The sequence below is a fragment of the Serratia sp. CY32780 genome, assembly GCF_052169135.1.
Taxonomy (GTDB): Bacteria; Pseudomonadota; Gammaproteobacteria; order Enterobacterales; family Enterobacteriaceae; genus Serratia; species Serratia sarumanii.
Window position 1 is genome coordinate 263,895 of record NZ_JBJNLI010000002.1, and the last position, 18,475, is coordinate 282,369.

The 18,475-nt window shown below is 63.1% G+C and carries 18 protein-coding genes; 5 read left to right on the plus strand and 13 right to left on the minus strand.

The annotated features are described in order from the left end of the window. Positions 1 to 49: 49 nt before the first annotated feature. The 4 genes from hpaH to hpaE are packed head-to-tail and all read right to left on the minus strand — an operon-like array spanning position 50 to position 3,870. Positions 50 to 853, minus strand: coding sequence for a 2-oxo-hept-4-ene-1,7-dioate hydratase (gene hpaH / locus ACJ8HH_RS14775; protein ID WP_033636984.1), 804 nt, complete (start codon positions 851 to 853; stop codon positions 50 to 52). 14 nt (positions 854 to 867) lie between these two features. Next, positions 868 to 1,254 carry a 5-carboxymethyl-2-hydroxymuconate Delta-isomerase gene (locus ACJ8HH_RS14780; RefSeq protein WP_004933172.1) on the minus strand — a complete coding sequence of 129 codons (387 nt, stop codon included), beginning with the start codon at positions 1,252 to 1,254 and terminating at the stop codon, positions 868 to 870. A gap of 50 nt (positions 1,255 to 1,304) precedes the next feature. Continuing rightward, on the minus strand, positions 1,305 to 2,378 hold the full coding sequence (hpaD, locus tag ACJ8HH_RS14785; RefSeq protein WP_004933173.1) for a 3,4-dihydroxyphenylacetate 2,3-dioxygenase: 1,074 nt from the start codon (positions 2,376 to 2,378) through the stop codon (positions 1,305 to 1,307). A 37-nt stretch (positions 2,379 to 2,415) separates the two neighbouring features. Next, positions 2,416 to 3,870, minus strand: coding sequence for a 5-carboxymethyl-2-hydroxymuconate semialdehyde dehydrogenase (gene hpaE, locus ACJ8HH_RS14790; protein WP_039567503.1), 1,455 nt, complete (start codon positions 3,868 to 3,870; stop codon positions 2,416 to 2,418). A gap of 108 nt (positions 3,871 to 3,978) precedes the next feature. Here hpaE and ACJ8HH_RS14795 point away from each other — a divergent pair, with 108 nt between their 5' ends. Further along, positions 3,979 to 5,100 carry an RNA-guided endonuclease InsQ/TnpB family protein gene (locus ACJ8HH_RS14795; RefSeq protein ID WP_071883866.1) on the plus strand — a complete coding sequence of 374 codons (1,122 nt, stop codon included), beginning with the start codon at positions 3,979 to 3,981 and terminating at the stop codon, positions 5,098 to 5,100. A 58-nt stretch (positions 5,101 to 5,158) separates the two neighbouring features. Here the strand turns inward: ACJ8HH_RS14795 and ACJ8HH_RS14800 are convergent, their stop codons facing one another. Continuing rightward, on the minus strand, positions 5,159 to 5,923 hold the full coding sequence (locus tag ACJ8HH_RS14800) for a fumarylacetoacetate hydrolase family protein (RefSeq protein ID WP_033648528.1): 765 nt from the start codon (positions 5,921 to 5,923) through the stop codon (positions 5,159 to 5,161). Further along, positions 5,920 to 6,552 carry a fumarylacetoacetate hydrolase family protein gene (locus tag ACJ8HH_RS14805; RefSeq protein ID WP_033636979.1) on the minus strand — a complete coding sequence of 211 codons (633 nt, stop codon included), beginning with the start codon at positions 6,550 to 6,552 and terminating at the stop codon, positions 5,920 to 5,922. The genes ACJ8HH_RS14800 and ACJ8HH_RS14805 overlap by 4 nt, the downstream gene beginning before the upstream one ends. Before the next feature lie 327 nt (positions 6,553 to 6,879). Here ACJ8HH_RS14805 and hpaR point away from each other — a divergent pair, with 327 nt between their 5' ends. Beyond that, positions 6,880 to 7,332 (plus strand): homoprotocatechuate degradation operon regulator HpaR, encoded by a 453-nt coding sequence (gene hpaR / locus ACJ8HH_RS14810; protein ID WP_033648530.1) that lies wholly within the window; start codon positions 6,880 to 6,882, stop codon positions 7,330 to 7,332. Between the two features lie 56 nt (positions 7,333 to 7,388). Here the strand turns inward: hpaR and ACJ8HH_RS14815 are convergent, their stop codons facing one another. From ACJ8HH_RS14815 to ACJ8HH_RS14845, 7 genes are all read right to left on the minus strand, one after another. Further along, entirely contained in the window at positions 7,389 to 8,180 is a 792-nt protein-coding gene (locus tag ACJ8HH_RS14815) for an SDR family oxidoreductase (protein WP_060430861.1), read from the minus strand. A 4-nt stretch (positions 8,181 to 8,184) separates the two neighbouring features. Continuing rightward, entirely contained in the window at positions 8,185 to 8,982 is a 798-nt protein-coding gene (locus tag ACJ8HH_RS14820) for a molybdenum cofactor biosynthesis F family protein (protein WP_033636970.1), read from the minus strand. A gap of 11 nt (positions 8,983 to 8,993) precedes the next feature. Continuing rightward, positions 8,994 to 9,776 (minus strand): SDR family NAD(P)-dependent oxidoreductase, encoded by a 783-nt coding sequence (locus tag ACJ8HH_RS14825; protein ID WP_060451825.1) that lies wholly within the window; start codon positions 9,774 to 9,776, stop codon positions 8,994 to 8,996. Continuing rightward, a complete protein-coding gene (locus ACJ8HH_RS14830; RefSeq protein ID WP_033636967.1) occupies positions 9,769 to 10,359 on the minus strand; it encodes a DUF3156 family protein in 591 nt (196 codons plus the stop codon). The genes ACJ8HH_RS14825 and ACJ8HH_RS14830 overlap by 8 nt, the downstream gene beginning before the upstream one ends. Then, positions 10,334 to 11,827 (minus strand): APC family permease, encoded by a 1,494-nt coding sequence (locus ACJ8HH_RS14835; RefSeq protein WP_033648536.1) that lies wholly within the window; start codon positions 11,825 to 11,827, stop codon positions 10,334 to 10,336. Before ACJ8HH_RS14835 ends, ACJ8HH_RS14830 begins: the two co-directional genes overlap by 26 nt. A 129-nt stretch (positions 11,828 to 11,956) precedes the next feature. Next, positions 11,957 to 13,141 carry an anaerobic sulfatase maturase gene (locus ACJ8HH_RS14840; protein WP_060451824.1) on the minus strand — a complete coding sequence of 395 codons (1,185 nt, stop codon included), beginning with the start codon at positions 13,139 to 13,141 and terminating at the stop codon, positions 11,957 to 11,959. Next, positions 13,138 to 14,850 carry an arylsulfatase gene (locus tag ACJ8HH_RS14845; protein ID WP_049194545.1) on the minus strand — a complete coding sequence of 571 codons (1,713 nt, stop codon included), beginning with the start codon at positions 14,848 to 14,850 and terminating at the stop codon, positions 13,138 to 13,140. Before ACJ8HH_RS14845 ends, ACJ8HH_RS14840 begins: the two co-directional genes overlap by 4 nt. Before the next feature lie 482 nt (positions 14,851 to 15,332). On the opposite strand from ACJ8HH_RS14845, the gene ACJ8HH_RS14850 reads away from it, so the two are divergent. The 3 genes from ACJ8HH_RS14850 (at position 15,333) to ACJ8HH_RS14860 (ending at position 18,417) form a co-directional block, all read left to right on the plus strand. Then, positions 15,333 to 15,980 (plus strand): helix-turn-helix transcriptional regulator, encoded by a 648-nt coding sequence (locus ACJ8HH_RS14850; protein ID WP_033636963.1) that lies wholly within the window; start codon positions 15,333 to 15,335, stop codon positions 15,978 to 15,980. Between the two features lie 140 nt (positions 15,981 to 16,120). Then, positions 16,121 to 17,308, plus strand: coding sequence for an MFS transporter (locus tag ACJ8HH_RS14855; RefSeq protein ID WP_060426394.1), 1,188 nt, complete (start codon positions 16,121 to 16,123; stop codon positions 17,306 to 17,308). Next, positions 17,305 to 18,417, plus strand: a complete 1,113-nt coding sequence (locus ACJ8HH_RS14860) for a class II histone deacetylase (protein ID WP_060451823.1) — start codon at positions 17,305 to 17,307, stop codon at positions 18,415 to 18,417. The genes ACJ8HH_RS14855 and ACJ8HH_RS14860 overlap by 4 nt, the downstream gene beginning before the upstream one ends. The last annotated feature ends 58 nt before the right edge of the window (positions 18,418 to 18,475 follow it).

The window sequence follows — 18,475 nt, forward strand, 5'->3', positions numbered from 1 at the left end:
CGCATGGCTCCCCGCCCGGTTTATTGCGGCCCGGTTCGCCGAGCCTGCATTAGACAAAGCGGCAGCTGATGCAGCCCATCGGGCCGTAGTCGACGTGGAAGGTGTCGCCGCGCCGCGCCGGCACCGGCCGGGTGAAGGAGCCGCCGAGGATCACCTGCCCCGCTTCCAGCTCCACCTCATACGGCGCCAGCTTGTTGGCCAGCCAGGCCACGCCGTTGGCCGGGTGGTTGAGCACCGCCGCCGCCACGCCGGACTCTTCAATCACGCCGTTGCGGTACAGCAGCGCAGCTATCCAGCGCAGGTCCAGCGCATCCGGCTTGATCGGCCGCCCGCCCATTACCACCCCAGCGTTGGCGGCGTTGTCGGAGATGGTGTCGAACACCTTGCGCGGCCGCTGCGTCTCGGGATCGACGTTGTGGCTGCGCGCGTCGATGATCTCCAGCGCCGGAATGACGTAGTCGGTGGCGTTGTAGACGTCGAACAGCGTGCAGTTCGGCCCGCGCAGCGGCTTGGCCAGCACGAACGCCAGCTCCACCTCCACCCGCGGCACGATAAAGCGATCGATCGGAATGTCGCTGCCGTCGTTGAAGAACATGTCGTCCAGCAGCGCGCCGTAGTCCGGCTCAGTGATCTGCGAGCTCACCTGCATGGCGCGCGAGGTCAGGCCGATCTTGTGGCCCTTGAGCGTGCGCCCCTCGGCGATCTTCAGCTCCACCCACTGCCGCTGAATGGCGTAGGCGTCCTCGATGGTGATCTCGGGATGATCGAGCGACAGCGCGCGGATCTGTTCACGACTCTTTTCCGCCTGATGCAGGCGCTGTACGGCGCGGTTAACCTGCTCTTTATCCAGCATTTACGACCCCTTATTCACGCCTTGTTGAACAGCGCGTGGACATTGTTCTGTTTGTAATTCAGCACCGGATCCAGCTCTTCCATAGTGAAAGAGAGCGCCAGGTAACGCTGCGCCATCAGCGCGGCAAAGTGTTCCTTGATCAGCGCAAACAGCATCTCGCCCACCTGCTGCCGGCTTTCCAGACTGCGGCCGTGGCCGATCTTCAGCGTCATGTGCACGAAGGCGTAGTCCTGCTTGCCGTCGGCCATCTGCCAGGTGTCGAGCCAGATGGCGCGGCTGCGTACGCCGGCCAGCGGAAAGATGCCGGTCGCCGCCAGCGCCTCGTTGACCTTGGCGAACAGGGTGGGCAAATCCGCCTCGCGGCGGATGTTGTCGGTACATTCAGCGTAAAAATGGGGCATAGCGTTCTCCAGACGGCGCATAGGCGCGGGCGCAGCCCGCGCAGCGGCATTTACAGCGTATTGCCAAGTTTGAAACCTTTTTCCGTATCGCCCTCACGGGTGTAGGAAAAACCGTCTGCGCCGATGGTGACGGCCATTTCGCTGGGCGCGCTGCGCTCGATGACCGGCTGTGGCTGCCCATCGAGATCCAGCACCAGCGATCCTTCGGTATACCAGCTCGGCACCACCGGATTGCCCCACCAGTCGCGGCGCTGGTTGTCATGCACGTCCCAGGTCACGGTCGGGTTGTCCGGATCGCCGGTGTAGTAATCCTGCGTGTAGATCTCCACGCGGTGACCATCGGGATCGCGCAGGTAGAGGTAGAACGCGTTGGAGACGCCGTGACGGCCGGGGCCGCGTTCGATCAAATCGGATTTGCGCAGCGCGCCGAGCTTGTCGCAGATGGCCAAAATATTGTGCTTTTCATGGGTGGCGAAGGCGATGTGATGCATGCGCGGCCCGGCGCCGCCGGTCATCGCGGTATCGTGCACCGTCGCCTTGCGGCGCATCCAGGCGGCGTAAACCACGCCGTCTTCATCGCGGATGTCTTCCGTTACGCGAAAGCCCAGCCCCTGGATGTATTCCACGGCGCGCGGCACGTCAGGGGTGATTTGGTTAAAGTGATCGAGGCGCACCAGCGCGCCCGGCGTATACAGATCGTAGCGCCAGGCCAGACGCTCGACGTGCTGCACGTCGTAGAAAAACTCATACGGGAAGCCGAGCGGATCCTCGACCCGCACCGCATCGCCGATGCCTTTGGCGAACCCGTTCACCCGACGCTCGGTGCGACAGCCAAGCGCCTTGAAATACGCTTCGGCGCGATCGACGTCTTCCGGCGTGCGCACGCGGAAAGCAAACGCCGCAACGGCGGCGACCGGGCCTTCGCGCAGCACCAGGTTATGGTGAATGAACTCCTCCATCGAACGCAGGTAGAGGGTTTTGTCATCCTCGGCGGTCACGACCAGGCCGAGGATATCGACGTAAAATTCGCGTGCGGCTTTAAGGTTCGTGACCTGAATTTCCATGTAGGCACAGCGCACGACGTCGGGAGCAGGGACAGCATTAGTGGTAAGTTTTGTCGTCATTGTTCTCATCTCTTTCGTTATTATTGTGGCCCGAGGCTTAGACGCCCCATTTCGGGATCGGGTGGTCGCCCATGGAAATGCACACGTTCTTCATTTCGGCGAACACTTCGAAGCTGTATTCGCCGCCTTCGCGGCCGGTGCCGGAGGCTTTCACGCCGCCGAATGGTTGGCGCAGATCGCGTACGTTTTGGGTGTTGACGAAAACCATGCCCGCTTCGATGCCGCGGGCCAGGCGCAGAACCTTGCTCACATCCTGCGTCCAGATGTATGACGCCAGGCCGTATTCCACATCGTTGGCCATGCGCAGGCCGTCTTCTTCCGACTTGAACGGCAGCAGGCAGGCCACCGGCCCGAAGATCTCTTCCTGCGCCACGCGCATCCGGTTGTCGACATCCGCCAGCACCGTCGGGCGCAGGAAGTTGCCGTGGCTCAAACCGGCCGGTTTGTCCGGACCGCCGGCCAACAGGGTCGCCCCTTCTTCCACCCCGAGGCGGATATAGCCGGAGACTTTTTCCCAGTGCTGCGGGCTGATCAGCGCCCCCACCTGGGTGTTGGGATCTTGCGGATCGCCCACGCGCAGACGGTTGGCGCGCTCGGCGAAACGTTTGACGAATTCCGGGTAGATGCTCTCCTGAATGAAGATGCGCGAACCGGCGGTGCAGCGCTCGCCGTTGATCGAGAAGATGGTGAACAGCGCGGCGTCGAGCGCCCGCTCGATGTCGGCGTCTTCAAAGATCAGCACCGGCGACTTGCCGCCCAGTTCCATGGAGAATTTCTTCAGCCCGGCGCTTTCGATGATGCGGCGGCCGGTGGCGGTGCCGCCGGTGAAAGAGACCGCGCGCACGTCTTTATGGCGCACCAATGCGTCGCCGGCGGTGGCGCCGTAGCCCTGCACCACGTTCAGCACCCCGGCCGGAATGCCGGCCTCCAGCGCCAGCTCGCCCAGGCGATCGGCGGTCAGCGGCGACAGTTCGGACATCTTCAGCACCGCGGTGTTGCCCAGCGCCAGGCAAGGCGCGGTTTTCCAGGTGGCGGTCATGAACGGCACGTTCCACGGCGACACCAGCGCGCATACCCCCACCGGCTGCACCAGCGTGTAGTTGAGCATCTTGTCGTCCACCGGGTAGGTCTTGCCGTTCATCTGCTGACACACCTCGGCGAAGAACTCGAAGTTGTGCGAAGCGCGCGGGATCAGCACGTTTTTGGTCTGGTGGATCGGCAGGCCGGTGTCGGCGGTTTCCAGTTCGGCGATCTGCGGCACGTTCTGGTCGATCAGCTCGCCCAGGCGACGCATCAGGCGCGCGCGCTCTTTCATCGGCGTGTTGGCCCACTTGGGAAACGCCTCTTTCGCCGCCGCCACCGCCTGGTCTATCTCCAGCTGGCCGCCGGAGGCCACTTCCGCCAGCACCTCGCCGTTCGCCGGGTTGGTGGTGGTGAAATACTCTTTGCTGGTGACATTCTTGCCGTTGATCCAATGGTTGATGGTTTTCATTAGCACTTCTCCTGCAACTTTTGGCGTGAAAGCCAAAAAAGGGACTGAGTAATTTTTAACCTAAAATCTCTTTGCATCTGTCCACATCTCTCTGTAATTTGTTACGCCATGAAACGTGCCTATAAGTTCCGGTTCTATCCCTCAACTGAGCAAATTCAACTTTTAGCTCATACATTTGGCTGCGTACGTTTCGTTTATAACTTCATCCTGAATTGGCGCACCGATGCCTTTCGTCAACGGAAAGAAAAAGTCAGTTATGCCCAAGCTAGCGCACGATTAACCATCCTCAAGAGAACACCTGAATTCGCTTGGTTAAATGACGTTTCATGCGTCCCACTCCAGCAATGCTTACGCCACCAACAGACTGCTTTTAAAAACTTCTTTGAAGGTCGAACTTCATATCCGGCCTTTAAATCTAAACGCCACAAGCAAGTCGCTGAGTTAACCGCCAGTGCTTTTAGGTACCGAGAAGGACATCTATACATAGCGAAAAGCAAAACGCCTCTGAACATCCGCTGGTCGCGTAAACTGCCGTCGTCCCCTTCGACAGTCACTGTGAGCAAGGACTCTGCAGGTCGATACTTCGTCAGCTGTCTATGCGAAGTCCAGCCGGAGCCATTACCTGTTACGTCATCAATAGTGGGAATAGATGTTGGTCTAACTCGTCTATTGGTCACGGACAGCGGATTTAAAGCTGACAACCCACGCAATACAGCCAAGAATGCCAAGCGGCTTGCATTGCTACAGCGCCGATTAAGCAGGAAACAACTGGGTTCAAAAAACCGCACTAAAGCTCGCCAAAAAGTTGCCCGGTTGCATGCAAAAATTGCGGATTGCCGCCTGGACAACCTGCATAAGTTGTCCCGCACACTCATTAACGAAAACCAAGTTGTGTGCGTCGAGTCGCTAAGCGTGAAAAACATGATGCGTAATCCACAGTTGGCAAAAAGCATTGCTGATGCAGGCTGGTCGGAACTCATCCGACAGCTCAGGTATAAAAGTGAGTGGGCTGGCCGTCGTCTCATCGCGGTCGACCCATTCTTCCCATCATCTAAGCGCTGTTCCTGCTGCGGATACACCATGCAAGTTTTACCCCTGAATATTCGCTTTTGGCTGTGCCCCAAATGTCAGAGTCACCATGACCGCGATATCAACGCGGCCCGAAATATCAAAGCTGCCGGGCTGGCAGTGTTAGCCCATGGAGCGACGGTAAATCCTCAAGTCGCGTGATGCGGCCTTGGTTCGTTGCACTGAAATGGGAACCCTTGTTTCTTTGAAGCCAGGGAAGTCAACGCAGGCTCTCCTCGTAATCTTTTTCACTGATAATGTGGTTAACCAGACGGCCGATGCCCTCGATCTCCACCACCACTTCGTCGCCTGGCTGCACGTCGGCCAGCCCTTTCGGCGTGCCGGTGGCGATCATGTCGCCCGGCTGCAGCGTCATGAATTCACTCAGGTAGGCGACCAGGAACGGAATGTCGAAAATCATGTCGGCGGTGCTGCCGCGCTGGCGCAGCTCGCCGTTGACGTAGGTGCTGAGCGCCAGCCGGTGCGGATCGGCGACGTCGTCGCGATCGACGATGTACGGCCCGATCGGCGTCAGGGTGTCGCGGCTCTTCACCCGCAGATTCGGCCGGTAGTAGTTCTCCAGGTAATCGCGGATGGCGTAGTCGTTGCACAGGGTGTAACCCGCCACGTACTCCATGGCGTGCTCGCGGCTGACGTTGCGCGCGGTCTTGCCGATCACCGCCACCAGCTCGGCTTCGTAATGCATGTACTCCACGCCGGCCGGGCGCACCGACACCTGGCGGTGCCCGGTCAGGGTGTTCGGCGCCTTGAGGAACACCAGCGGTTCCTCCGGCGCCTTGAATTCCAGCTCGCTGGCGTGGTCGGCATAGTTCAGCCCGAGGGCGAACACCGTGCCCTGCGCCGGCGGCAGCCATTCCACTTCGCGCTCCTGCAGCACCTCGCCGTTCGGCAGCGTGACGCGCAGCTGGTCGTCCACCTGGACGTTGACGGCCTGGCCATGATGGCGAATACGGGCATGTTTCATGATGCGGCTCCTGCTTGGGTGACGCGGTTGGTCAGCGTGGGCAGGCCGGCGGCGCGCACCGTCACCTCATCCCCCGGTTTGATCTCCACCCGCTGGTGCGGGGTGCCGATCAGCACCGCATCGCCCGGCTGCAGGGTGATGAAATCGCTGATGGCGGCGATCAGCTCCGGCACCGAGCGCACCAGATCGGCGGTGGACCAGCGATCCTGCTCCACGCCGTTGATCTCGGTGACGATCTCCAGCCGATCGGCGGCCTCCAGCTGGCCGATCTCCCCCAGCGGGCAGAACCCGTCGCGGCATTTGGCCTTGATCGCCGGGCGATAGAAGCTGCTTTCCGGCAGGCTGACGTCGTTGGCCAACGCGTAGCCGGCCAGATAACGGCTCACCTGCTCAACCGGCACCTTGCGCGCGGTATCGCCGATGATCACCGCCAGCGTGCCGCCGCTCTGCACGGTTTCACCGGCCGGAAACGGGATCGCCCCGCCGTTGGCGAGGTGGGTGTTGCGCGGTTTGATAAACCACACCGGGGTTTTGGGCGGGGTCTGATACGGTGGCTGGTGAAACGCCTGATCCCAGGCGTCCAGTTGGCTGCGGTGGTTCAGCGCAACGGAAAATACGGTGCCTTTCATGCGAACTCCTCCAATGGCAAAACATGACAACCGGCGTTCATTAATATATTAATGATTACTTTTATACGCTGTGCAGCTTTTACGCAACGCGCTTGGAGTGATTTGTGATCGTGATAACAAAATATTCACAAATAACGAACATTAGCGTGATTATTCAACGTATTAATCATTTTTCTCGCCATTTTTCGCTGCGGCACGCATTTTTGCTTTATCCCTACGGGTAACTTTGGCTACTATTAAGTTATTAACAAAATCGGGCTTTGCGGGGCGGGCGCCCCCATAACGAGCGCCGTAACAACGAACACCTTGATAGCTAAGGCCAAACTTATGCATGAATCGTTAACCATCGCCCTGCTGCAGGCGCGTGAAACCGCCATGGGGTTCTTCCGCCCGATCCTGAAAAGCCACAATTTGACCGAACAGCAGTGGCGCATCATCCGCGTGCTGGCCAACAGCCGCTCGATCGAATTCCACGAGCTGGCGGCGGAAACCTGCATCCTGCGCCCCAGCCTGACCGGCATTCTGTCGCGCATGGAGCGTGACAAGCTGATCTTCCGCCTCAAGCCGGTCAACGATCAGCGCAAGCTGTACGTGTCGCTGACCCAGCAGGGCCAGGATCTGTATGAAGTGGCGCGCCACCAGGTGGAACAGGGCTACGCCGAGATTGAAGCCGCTTTCTCGCGGCAGAAAATGGACCAGCTGATGACGCTGCTGGACGAGCTGATCACCCTGGGCGACAGCCTGCCCGCCAACGTCACCGCGCATCCCACTAAGAAGTGATTTAACCAACCGGAATTCTCAAATTAATTGGCGTTGCAGCAAACAACGCTGCAGCGTCAAGTAAGCAGAGAATTCGTTTCCGGCAACAGCGCGCCGCCGTCCACCACCAGCGTCTGGCCGGTGATGTAGGCCGCCGCCGGCGAAGCGAGAAACACCATCGCCGCGGCGATGTCTTCCGGTTCCCCCAGCCGCCCTAGCGGCACCGAGGCGGCGATCGCCTGATTCACCTGTGCGCCGCCCAGGTTGGCCATCGCCGGCGTGCGGATCATCCCCGGTTCCACGCCGTTGACGCGAATTTTCTCCGCCGCCAGCTCCAGCGCCGCCGCGCGAATAAACCCGTTCACCCCGGCCTTGGAGGCGGCGTAGTGCGCCAGCCCCGGGTAGGCTACCCGCGGGCCGGTCACCGACGAGGTCACCAGAAGGCAGCCGCCGCCCCGGCGGCGCATCCACGGCAGCGCCGCCTGCGCCAGAAAGAACGGCGCCATCAGATTGACGCTCAGCGTGCGTTGCAGCAGGGCCGCGTCGATGGCGGCGAACGGCGTCAGCGGAAAGTAAGCGGCGTTGTGGATCACCACGTCCAGCCGTTGATGCCGCTCACCTACCGCCGTCACCAGCTCGGCGATCTGCCCCGGTTCGGCCAGATCGCAGGCCAGCGCCTGCACGCTCAGCCCTTCGTCCCGCAGCGCCTGCGCCGCCGCCTGCGCCTGCGGCAGCTGCACGTCCGCGATCGTCACCTCGGCGCCCAACCGGGCAAAGGCGCTGACGATCGCCAGCCCAATGCCCTGCGCGCCGCCGGTCACCAGCACCGCCTGCCCCGCGAAGGCGTCGGCCGCATAGGTTGCGCTCATCGCCCTATCCTCGCGGGTGGCGCGTGGTGTTCAGCACCTGCGCATGGGCGCCGACCGCAAAGTTGCTCAGCGCGCTGAAATCGCTGCCCTGATAACCGAGGATCTTGCCGTCGGTGCGCATGCCCTGCAGATCGATCATCACCACGCCCAGCGTCGGGATGATCTTCTCGCGCCAGACGAACAGATAAAGCTGCTCCGCCACCTTCACGTAGTGGCAGCGATCGACGTCCGCCAGCCCTTTCTCCACCCCGTCCAGACACTGCCAGGCGTAGAAGTTATCGTTCAGGTAGATGTGCTCGTACCGCTCGGTCGGGCTGTAGGTGTACATATTGCGCATGCCGATCAGCTCATCGGTAAAGCCCGGCGGCGCCACGTCGGCGTCATCCAGCGTGCCGAAGCGGAACTCGGCCTCGACCGCGGTCAGCGGCAGCCCCTGTTCCACCCGGCTGAAGGCATCGAGCCGCGCCTGCGCTTCGTCCGGCAGCTGACCATATACCGCGGTGAAGTTGCCCTGATTGCGGTCGCATACCAGCGTAATGCTGGCGTTGGCGCGGGCGGGATCGAGAAAATCGATGAACAGCACGCCGGGGCGAATGCTGGTGGCGCGATAGGCGACGCCGCGCCGTTCGCCCCACTCCAGCGTCTGCTCGTCGGTAAACCGGCAGCGCTGCGTCGCGCCGTCGCTAAAGCGCAGCGTCAGCGTGCTGCCCGCCAGCCCGTGCTGCCGTTCCAGCGTATTGCTGTGCGGCGCAAAGCCTTCCGCCAGCGCGCCAACCTGAATGAATACCGCTTCTGAACTCATGGAAATGCTCCTTACAGGGAAGTGAAAGCCAGGGTCGGCACGTCAACGATGGTGGAGCCGCCGTCGGCCACCAGCGCCGCGCCGGTAATGATTGAAGCTTCGCTGGAACACAGGAAACGGCAGACGCGGGCGATCTCCTCGGCGCTGGCCGGGCGGCGCAGCGGCACGTCGCGGCAGACCATCTGGTAAGCCTGCTCCAGCGAAATCTGATGGGCGTCCATCAGCAGTTGCATCTCTTCGTCCGCCATCGGCGTGGTCACCCAGCCGGGGCACACCGCGTTGGCGCGCACGCCCAGCGGGCCATAGTCGCGGGCGATGGAGCGCATCAGCCCGATCAGCGCGTGCTTGGCGGTGACGTAGCCGCAGACCTCCGGCCCGGCGGCCAGCGAGGCGATCGAGGCCACGAACAGCAGGTTGCCGCCGCTTTTAATCAGCTCCGGCAGGCAGGCGCGCGCGCTGGCGAAGGCGCTGTTGAGGTTGCTGTCCATCGCCCCTTGCCACTGCGCGTCGGTCATCTCGGTGATGCGCTTGAAGCCCATGCCGCCGGCGCTGCCGATCAGGCAGTCGATGCGCCCGGCTTCGCGCAGAATGGCCGGCAGCAGCGCGTGGTTCCAGCTCTCGCCGCTGGCGGCGTCGCCCACCAGCGCCTGCGCGCCGATCTCTTGCGCCAGCGCCGCCAGCGGTGCCGGGCGGCGGCCGATGATGAACACCCGATCGCCCTGCGCCGCCAGCAGACGGGCGCAGGCGGCGCCGACGCCGGTGCCGCCGCCGGTAATCACAACCACTCTATTCATGATTCAGCTTCTCCATCAGTTGGCCGATCATCAGCAGGCTGCTCAACAGCAGCCGCCGCTGTTCGGCATCCAGCCGCAAATAGCGGCGGCCGGCCGGCAAACGGCTGACCACCTCCGATGCGGCGAAATGCTCGATATCCACCTGCCAGCGCCCGTCTTTCACCGTCAGCCGCACGCGGCGAAAATCCAGCTGCGCCAGCGTCTCGCCGATCTGCGGGTAGCGCTGCAGGCCGTCCAGCACCCGCTGCGCGGCCGCGTGGCGCTGGCGCAGCAGATAACGCACCCCGCGCCGCCGCAGCCAGCCGCCGGTCACCACGTCCAGCGTCAGCGGGGGCTGCGCTGCGCACGCGCCCTGCAACCGAAAGCGGTGGCTGACGATATGCGCCATAAACAGCCCCTGGACCTGTTCGCCGATCTCGATCTGCGGCCCCTGCGGCAGCGTCAGCCGCAGCAGGCCCGGTGCCAGGCGTTCGCACGCGTAGGGTTCCAGGTTGCGCGCCAGACGATCCAGCGCGGCGCCCGGCCGATAGCCCGACGGCGCTCGCCGCCAGGCGCGATTAAGTGAGGGAAGTAAGCCGATCAAACTGCGCCTCCTCGTTTTCACCTTTGGCGAACGCGTTCTCCAGCACCTGCTCTACCGGCACCGGCTTGAACGGATTCACTTTCTGCACGCACAGCGTCCAGAACAGCGCATAGGCGGCGGTCAGGCCGATCATCCAGCCGAAGGGAATGTAGATGTCGCTCGGGTTCATTCCCGGCGGCGTGATGTAAACGATGGCCAACACGATGCCGACGCTGGAAACGATCTGCGGCAGCGGGAACCACGGCGATTTATAGGCGCGCGGCAGATCGGGGCGGCGTACGCGCAGGATCACCACCGAGCAGGTCACCAGCAGGTAGGCCACGCCCCAGGCGCACACCGCCGCCAGCACCAGCGGAATGATCCTGTCGAGGTTGCCCTGAATGGCGAAGGCGTGTACGCAGGGGATCAACACCGCCACCAGAATGCCGACCACCGGCGTCTTAAAACGCGGGTGCAGATAGGCGAACATGCGCGGCAGCGCGCCGTCCAGCGCCATGCCGTACAGAATGCGCGGCACCGCCGCCATCAGCGTGTTGATGGTCGCCGCGCCCGCCAACAGCAGGCCGACGCCGAGCCAGTATTTGCCGAACTGGCCCATTACCTGGCCGGCGAACGCCGGGATGGCCATCGGCGTTTCCAGCAGGCGCGTGCCGCTGGCGGCGTCGATCACCACGTTTTCCACCTGGTGGCTGAGCGCCGCGCCATACAGCGCCATGCACACCGCCACGCCGCACAGCCCCAGCGCCATCGCGCGCGGGATCACCCGATCGCAACGTTTGATCTCCGGCGCCATCGGCGTCACCAGCTCACAGCCGACGAACATGAACATCGCCATGCCGATCAGGCTGAATACCGCGAAGGGATCGTTCAGGCTCAGCGTGCTGCCGAACCAGCCCTCGAGCGGCACCGCATGCGGCGACAGCAGCCCGACGATGCCGAAAATCACCAGCGTGCTCCACATGGCGAAGGTCAGCACGATCTCCGCCTTGCCGAAGGCCTCGATGCCGAACGCGTTGAGCAGGCCGAACACGATGACCAGCCCGACGCCGACCATCCAGGAGGCGTTGTGGCTTTCCATCAGGGTGTTGAGGTGCTCGAAGTTCACCAGCGCCATGATGCCGGAGAGAATGGTCTCGGCGGTACCGGCGAAGATGTGCACGATCAGGTAGGCCGACAGCGCGCCGGTGATGGCGAAAAAGCGCCCCATGCCGCAGGAGATGTAGTCGTAAACCGAACCGGAGGTCGGCAGCAGCGCCGCCGCTTCGGAGAAGGTGGTGAGCTGTGCCTGCATCATGATGAAGGCGATCAGCATCGCCAGCGCGAAGGTGTCGCCGCCGATGCCGAAGCCGCTGGTGACCGTCAGGATCACCGGGCTGGCCATGATCACCCCGACCGAACTGGCCAGGGTGGTGGGAAAGCCGACCTTGCCTCGAGCCAGGTGGGCGTGCAACCGCGACGACAGGTTCATGGTTATTTCCTCTTATAGTTTTGGCCTGATGCATGCAGGTGCTTGCAGGTTTTTCACCGCCAGCGGCGGTCATCTCACTATAGAGAGGAAAGGAAAATGCTGACTATCGTCCTTAAGGACGAGACGGTTTCAACCTGCGGCCGTGCTCACGGCGGCGCGCCACTGCATCGCCCCCTGCGGGCTGCGCGGGTAGGCGCGCAGCGGCGCCAGCAGCGCGGAAAAGAAGGCGTAATAGCCGGCGCACAGCCGGTTGTAACGATCTTCACCCACATGCGCCGGGCAGCCGCCCTGGCAGACGCTTTTCACGCTGCAGCGTTGGCACTCGCGGCGCAGGCTCTTGTTTTTACCGAACGGCATCTCCGCCGCCCTTGCCGCCAAGGTGGCGAGCGGCGTGTGGCGATCGGCATGGCCGAGCAGGTGCTGCGCGTTGATCAGATGATCGCAGGCGTAAAGCCGCCCGTCCGGCTCCATCACCAGATTGCCGCCGCAGCGTTCGGCGTGTACGCAGCTGGGGCTGACGTGGGTGAAATACTGCGCGTAGACCTGTTCGATGTTCATCACAAACACCTGGCCGACGTGCCCGCGGCTGCGCCAGCGGCGGTATACCGCCAGCATGAAGCGCCCCCAGTTGGCGGCGCTCAGCCCATAGCCGGCGGTGGGCGCATCCCCTTCCCGCATCAGCGGCTGGAACTGCAGATAGCGCGCCCCGATCGCCACCGCATGATCGTAGATCGCCTCGGCGCGATCCGCGACGCCGTCGTGCACCACCATCAGCAGGTTGAAATCGATCTGATGGCGCTGCAACAGCGCAATGCCGCGCAGCGCGGCGTCATAGCTGGCACCGCCGCGCTTGTCCGGCCGGTGGGCGTCCTGCACCTCGCGATCGCCGTCCAGGCTGACGCCGAGGATAAAGTGATGCTGCCGGAACAGCCGGCACCAGGCGTCGTTCAGCAGGGTACCGTTGGTCTGCAGGCTGTTGCTGATCCGCACGCCCGGCGGCGCGTAGCGGCGTTGCAACGCCAGCGCCCGCTTGTAAAAACCGATCCCCGCCAGCAGCGGCTCACCGCCCTGCCAGACGAAGTTGATCTCGCGGCTGTAACGCGGCTGGGCGGCGATGTAGCCGCGGATAAATTCCGCCAGCAGGTCGTCGTCCATCTTGCGCGTCCGCTCCTGCTGGCGCTGCGGATAGTAGCAGTAGCGGCAGCCCAGGTTGCAGCCGGCGCCGATCGGCTTCACCAACAGATGAAAAGGCGCCGCCGCGCGCGGTTCGTTCTCTACCGGGATCTGCTGCGCGCGCAGCTGGGCCAGGTTCATGGCGCCGCCTGCGGCAACGGTTTGTGGGTCAACGGATCCAGGCCGATGTAATCGCCGGTGCTGGCGTCGACGCCGAGGTAGTCGATCGCTGCGCCTTTGGCTTCAATGACCATGCCCTGCTGCGCAAAGCGGCGATACGCCTCGCTCAGCCGTTTGACTCTCTCCGGGTTGGCGGCGGCCAGATCGCGCGTTTCCAGCGGATCGTCATGCAGGTTGAACAGCCCCCACGGCGCCATCTGCGCCGTCGGCCCGGCCTTCACCAACCGCCGCAGCTTCCAGACGCCGTCCACATAGGCGGCCTGGTTATGCAGCTCCACGCCGTAGGTCGCGCGCGGCACGCGGTCAGCCTCGCCGCTGAAATAGCGTTTGAAGCTGACGCCGACCATCGGCAGCGTCGGTTTGGCCTTCAGCGGTTTGTTGGCGTCGATGCCGGCATAGTCATACAGCGTCGGGGCGATGTCATACACCGCCATCGGCGTGCGGTCGATGCCGCCGCGCCCCTTCAGCCGCGGCGCGGAGATGATGAAATCGGTATTGATGCCACCCTGCGCGCTGGTGGTTTTGTGGTAATTGGCGTACGGCGCGTTGCTGACGTTGGCCCAGTGCGGCCCGTAGGAGATGAACGAGCCCTTGCGGCCGAGGTTGGCGTAGCTGTTGTCGAACTGCCGCCAATACTCCGGCTTCGAGCCGTAGTAGAAGCCGCTGGCGGGGTTGGCGCCGTTGTCGGTGGCGAACACGATCACCGTATTTTGGTCGCGGCCGGTCTGCTTCAGGGTGTTCAGCACCGCGCCGACCTGATCGTCCATGTAAGCGATCATCGCCGCGTACACCTGCATGGTCTTGGCTTCATATTTTTGCTGCTCGGGCGTCAGCGCGTTCCAGGCCTTATCCAGCGCCAGCGTCGGCATCGGCGTGCGCTCGGAAATCAGCCCCAGCGCTTTCAGGCGCTGAATGCGCTGCTGATAGGCCTGCTGGTAACCGGCGTCGTATTTGCCGTCGAATTTGGCGATCCAGTCATCCGGCGCCTGCAATGGATCGTGCGGCGCGGTGAAGGCCAGATAGGCGAAGACGGGCTTATTTTGCGGCGTATCGCGGATCCACTGTTCCAGCTGATCGGCATAGGCCTTGCTGGAGTAGAAATCTTTGGGCAACGACACGCGTTTGCCGTTCAGAGTGTAGAAGGTGTGGAACGCCTCCACGGTGCCCAGCGGTTTCGCATCGTCGAAATGGCTGGTGCCGCCGCCCATAAAGGCGAAGGCGCGCTCGAAGCCGCGATCGGTCGGTTTGGCGCCGTCGACATAGCCCAGATGCCATTTGCCCGCCATCATGGTGGCGTAACCCGCATCGCGAAAACGCTCCGGCAGCGTGGTCACGCGGTCGGTCAGGCGCATTTCATAGCCCGGCTGCGCGGCGGTGCTCTCATACCACCACATGCCGCCCATGCCGGCCTGCTGATTGGTGTTGCCGGTCATCAGCATCGACCGCGCCGGCGCCGACATCGGCGAGGTGTAGTACTGGCTCATGCGCACGCCCCGTTCGGCCAACGCCTGCAGGTTGGGCGTCGGTATCTCGCCGCCGAACGGGCTGATGTCGGAGTAGCCCATGTCGTCCACCAGAATGATCAGCACATTGGGGCGATCGGCGTCCGCCCCCTGTGCCAGACCCGATAAGGCGCCGCTCAACGCCACCGCCAACGTTTTTTTCTGCATCGTTTGTTCCCCGTATGGTCATGCGGACTGAACAACCCGACGCCTCAGCCCGAGAAAGGTCATCATTTTTTCGTCTTATACGTTTGGCGCCGCCTGGCGCTATCTTCAATTCGCAGTGTAGGAAGCGGCGGAAAAGCCTGGCTATCGTTCTTAAGAACGAGGGACGACGGCGACGGCATCGGTTGTAGCACGCGCAGGGCGGCGAGGGCTTCGTCCGGGCAAACATTGAAAAGCGCTGTAAATTCAGCGGGAAAAGCGGTGAATTATTTCATTAACCTATTAATGAAAATCGCGATAAATCCGAACCGAAAAGCCCTGATTAACGCAGTGTCATCTTGTTATTTATGTGTTTTATTGCAATCGGCCTCACGTTGTTAATATGTTTTTATTGTGTTGCCAAATTGCTACAACTATGCTTGTATCGTTCATATATTGACCGCCAACCTTCTCCAGATTGAACGATAAAGGGAGGAACACGAATCATGCACAGCACAGCATCCGATGCCTTTATCAACAGTTGTTTGGCGACCATTACGCACCTGATCCCGGTGTCCGCCGGGGTGTTTTATCTGGTCGATCGCGACCTGCGGCCGGATCACTACATCCTGTATGGCATGCCCGATAAAACGCATCAGCAGTATCTGAACCACTTCCAACAGATAGACCCGCTGCAACCGGCCAATTTCCATCGCCAGGACATCACCATGGTCGGCATGAGCCCGGCGGCGATCGCCGGCAACCGCCGCTATTACCACGACTTTATGCTGCCGAACGACATGCGCGACATGACGGAGATCTTCATCCGCCAGCGCAAGCGCATCGTCGCCGGGGTATCGCTGATCCGCGATACGCCGTTTACCGAAGTGGAGCGCGGCCGCCTGCGCGCGGTGCTGCCGCTGATCGAGCTGGCGACGCGCGATCTGCTGCCCGACGGCGAGGCGCAGATGCTGACCGCCAAAGAGCAAGAGATCGTCAACCTGGTGCGCGAAGGCGCCAGCAATAAGCGCATCGCCCTGAAGCTGGGTATTTCGCTGTCCACGGTGAAAACCCATATGCGCAATATTTTCGCCAAAACCGACGTGGTGAACCGCACCGAACTGGTCGCCGGCGGCTTTCTCGCCCACGGTTAACGCCCGATAACGGCCGCCGCTGCCGACGGCCGGAAAATAACGCCAAAACGTATTCGCCATTTATGGCGTGGCCTCCCCCTGCCCGCAATCGGGCCGGGCGGGATATTTCATCGTCACTTAACGCTTGGGGAATAAGGTTTATGTCCAGTGATTCGGTTTCCGCGCCCGCCGTCGGCGCGGCGCTCCCCTGCCCGCCGCGGCTGCTGACCGCCATTATCGTCTTCGCCGCCATCGCGCCGGGCATTCTGATGACCGCCCCCGCCGTGGCCGCCCAGCTCGCCGCGCAGTGGCAGCTCGGCCCGGCGCAGATCGGCCACCTGTTCTCCACCGAACTCGGCGCCATGAGCCTGGCCACGCTGCCGGCGTGGTGGTGGATCGGGCGCATCAACTGGCGGCGGGTCGCTACGCTGTCGGCGCTGGTGTTTATCGCCGGCAACCTGGCTTCGGCGCTGGCACAGGATTTTACCCTGCTGCTGCCGCTGCGCTTTATCGCCTCGCTGGCGGGCGGCACCCTGATGATCCTGTGCATCACCTGCGCCGCCGGCACCGCCAATCCCAGCCGGGTCTATGCCTTCTGGGTGCTCGGCCAGCTGGTGCTGGGCGCGGTCGGGCTGCTGGTGCTGCCGCCGCTGTTCGCGCACTTCGGCCTGATGGCGGTCTACCTGATTCTGGCGGCCATCATGCTGTGCTGCCTGCCGCTCATCCCGGCGTTCCCCAACGGTTTCACCGCTGCCCGCACCGCCCGCAGCGGCCCCGCCGCCTCGCTGGCGCGCAAGCTGTGCGCCGTGCTGGCGGTGTTGACCTTTTACATCAGCCTGAGCGCGGTCTGGACCTTTATCGGCGGCATCGCCGCCGGCGCCGGGCTGTCGCCGGCCCACAGCGGCCAGGTGCTGGCCGTCGCCACCTTGCTCGGCATCGTCGGCGCGGGGGCCGCGGCGCTGATCGGCGCGCGCTTCGGCGGCGGACGCCCGATCGTGCTGGGGTACACCCTGCTGCTGGCCAGCGTGGCGCTGCTGACGGGCCAGCCCCTGCTGCTGCGCTTCGCCCTGGCGGCCCTGCTGTTCAAATTCACCTGGACCTTCGTGCTGCCGTTCATTCTGGCGCGGGTCGCCGGGTTGGATAACGACGGCAAGCTGATGAACGGCATCAACCTGGTGATCGGCGGCGGCATGGCCATCGGCCCGACGCTGGCCGGCTCTCTGATCGAATCTTCCGGCGGTTTCAACGCCTTGCTGTTCGGCGCGCTGGGCTGCGCGCTGCTGTCGCTGCTGTTGATTTCGCTGGCTTCACCGCGCGCACCGCGCCGTATAACAGGAGGAGAAAGGTGAAAAGAACAACCGGTTTCTTGTTTGATGAACGCTGTTTCTGGCACAGCACCGGCCTGCACGCCACCACCCTGCCGGTCGGCGGCTGGGTACAACCGCCCTCGGGCGCCAGCCATGCCGAGTCGCCGGAAACCAAACGGCGCATGAAGAACCTGATGGACGTGTCCGGGCTGTCGCGCCAGCTCACCCTGCTGAGCGCCGAACCGGCGACGGAAGAAGACCTGCTGCGCATTCACCCCGCCCACTATCTGCAGCGTTTCAAACAGGTGAGCGACAGCGGCGGCGGCCTGCTGGGAGAGGAAGCGCCGCTGGGGCCGGGCAGCTATGAAATCGCCAAGCTCTCCGCCGGGCTGGCCTGCGCGGCGGTGGAGGCGGTGCTGCAGGGCGAGCTGGATAACGCCTATGCGCTGTCGCGCCCGCCGGGCCACCACTGCCTGCCGGATCAATCGATGGGCTTCTGCTTCCTGGCCAATATTCCCATCGCCATCGAGCGCGCCAAGGCTCGCCATGGCCTCGGCAAGGTGGCGGTGCTCGACTGGGACGTGCACCACGGCAACGGCACCCAGCACATCTATTGGCAACGCGGCGACGTGCTGACGCTGTCGCTGCATCAGGACGGCTGCTTCCCGGCGGGCTACTCCGGCGAACGGGATCGCGGCGAAGGCGACGGGGCGGGCTGCAATGTTAACGTGCCGATGCTGGCCGGCGCCGGCGACGACGGCTACCTGCACGCCATGCGGCGCATCATCATCCCGGCGCTGGAAAAATTCGAGCCGGAGCTGATCATCGTCGCCTGCGGCTACGATGCCAACGCCCTCGATCCGCTGGCGCGCATGCAGCTGCACAGCGACAGCTTCCGCGCCATGACCGCGCTGGTGCAGGACGCCGCCGACCGGCTGTGCGGCGGCAAGCTGGTGATGGTGCACGAAGGCGGCTACGCCGAATCCTACGTGCCGTTCTGCGGGCTGGCGGTGATGGAACAGCTGAGCGGCGTGCGCACTGAAGTGCAGGATCCGCTGCTGGCGTTTATCCAGCAACAGCAGCCGCGCGACGCCTTCAACCGCTTCCAGCGCGAAGCGCTCGACGAGCTGGCGCGCCAGTTCGGCCTGTAACCCCCTCTCTGCGGGCGCCGCACCCGGCGCCCCTGACAACCTCGCCGCCAGCCGCTAC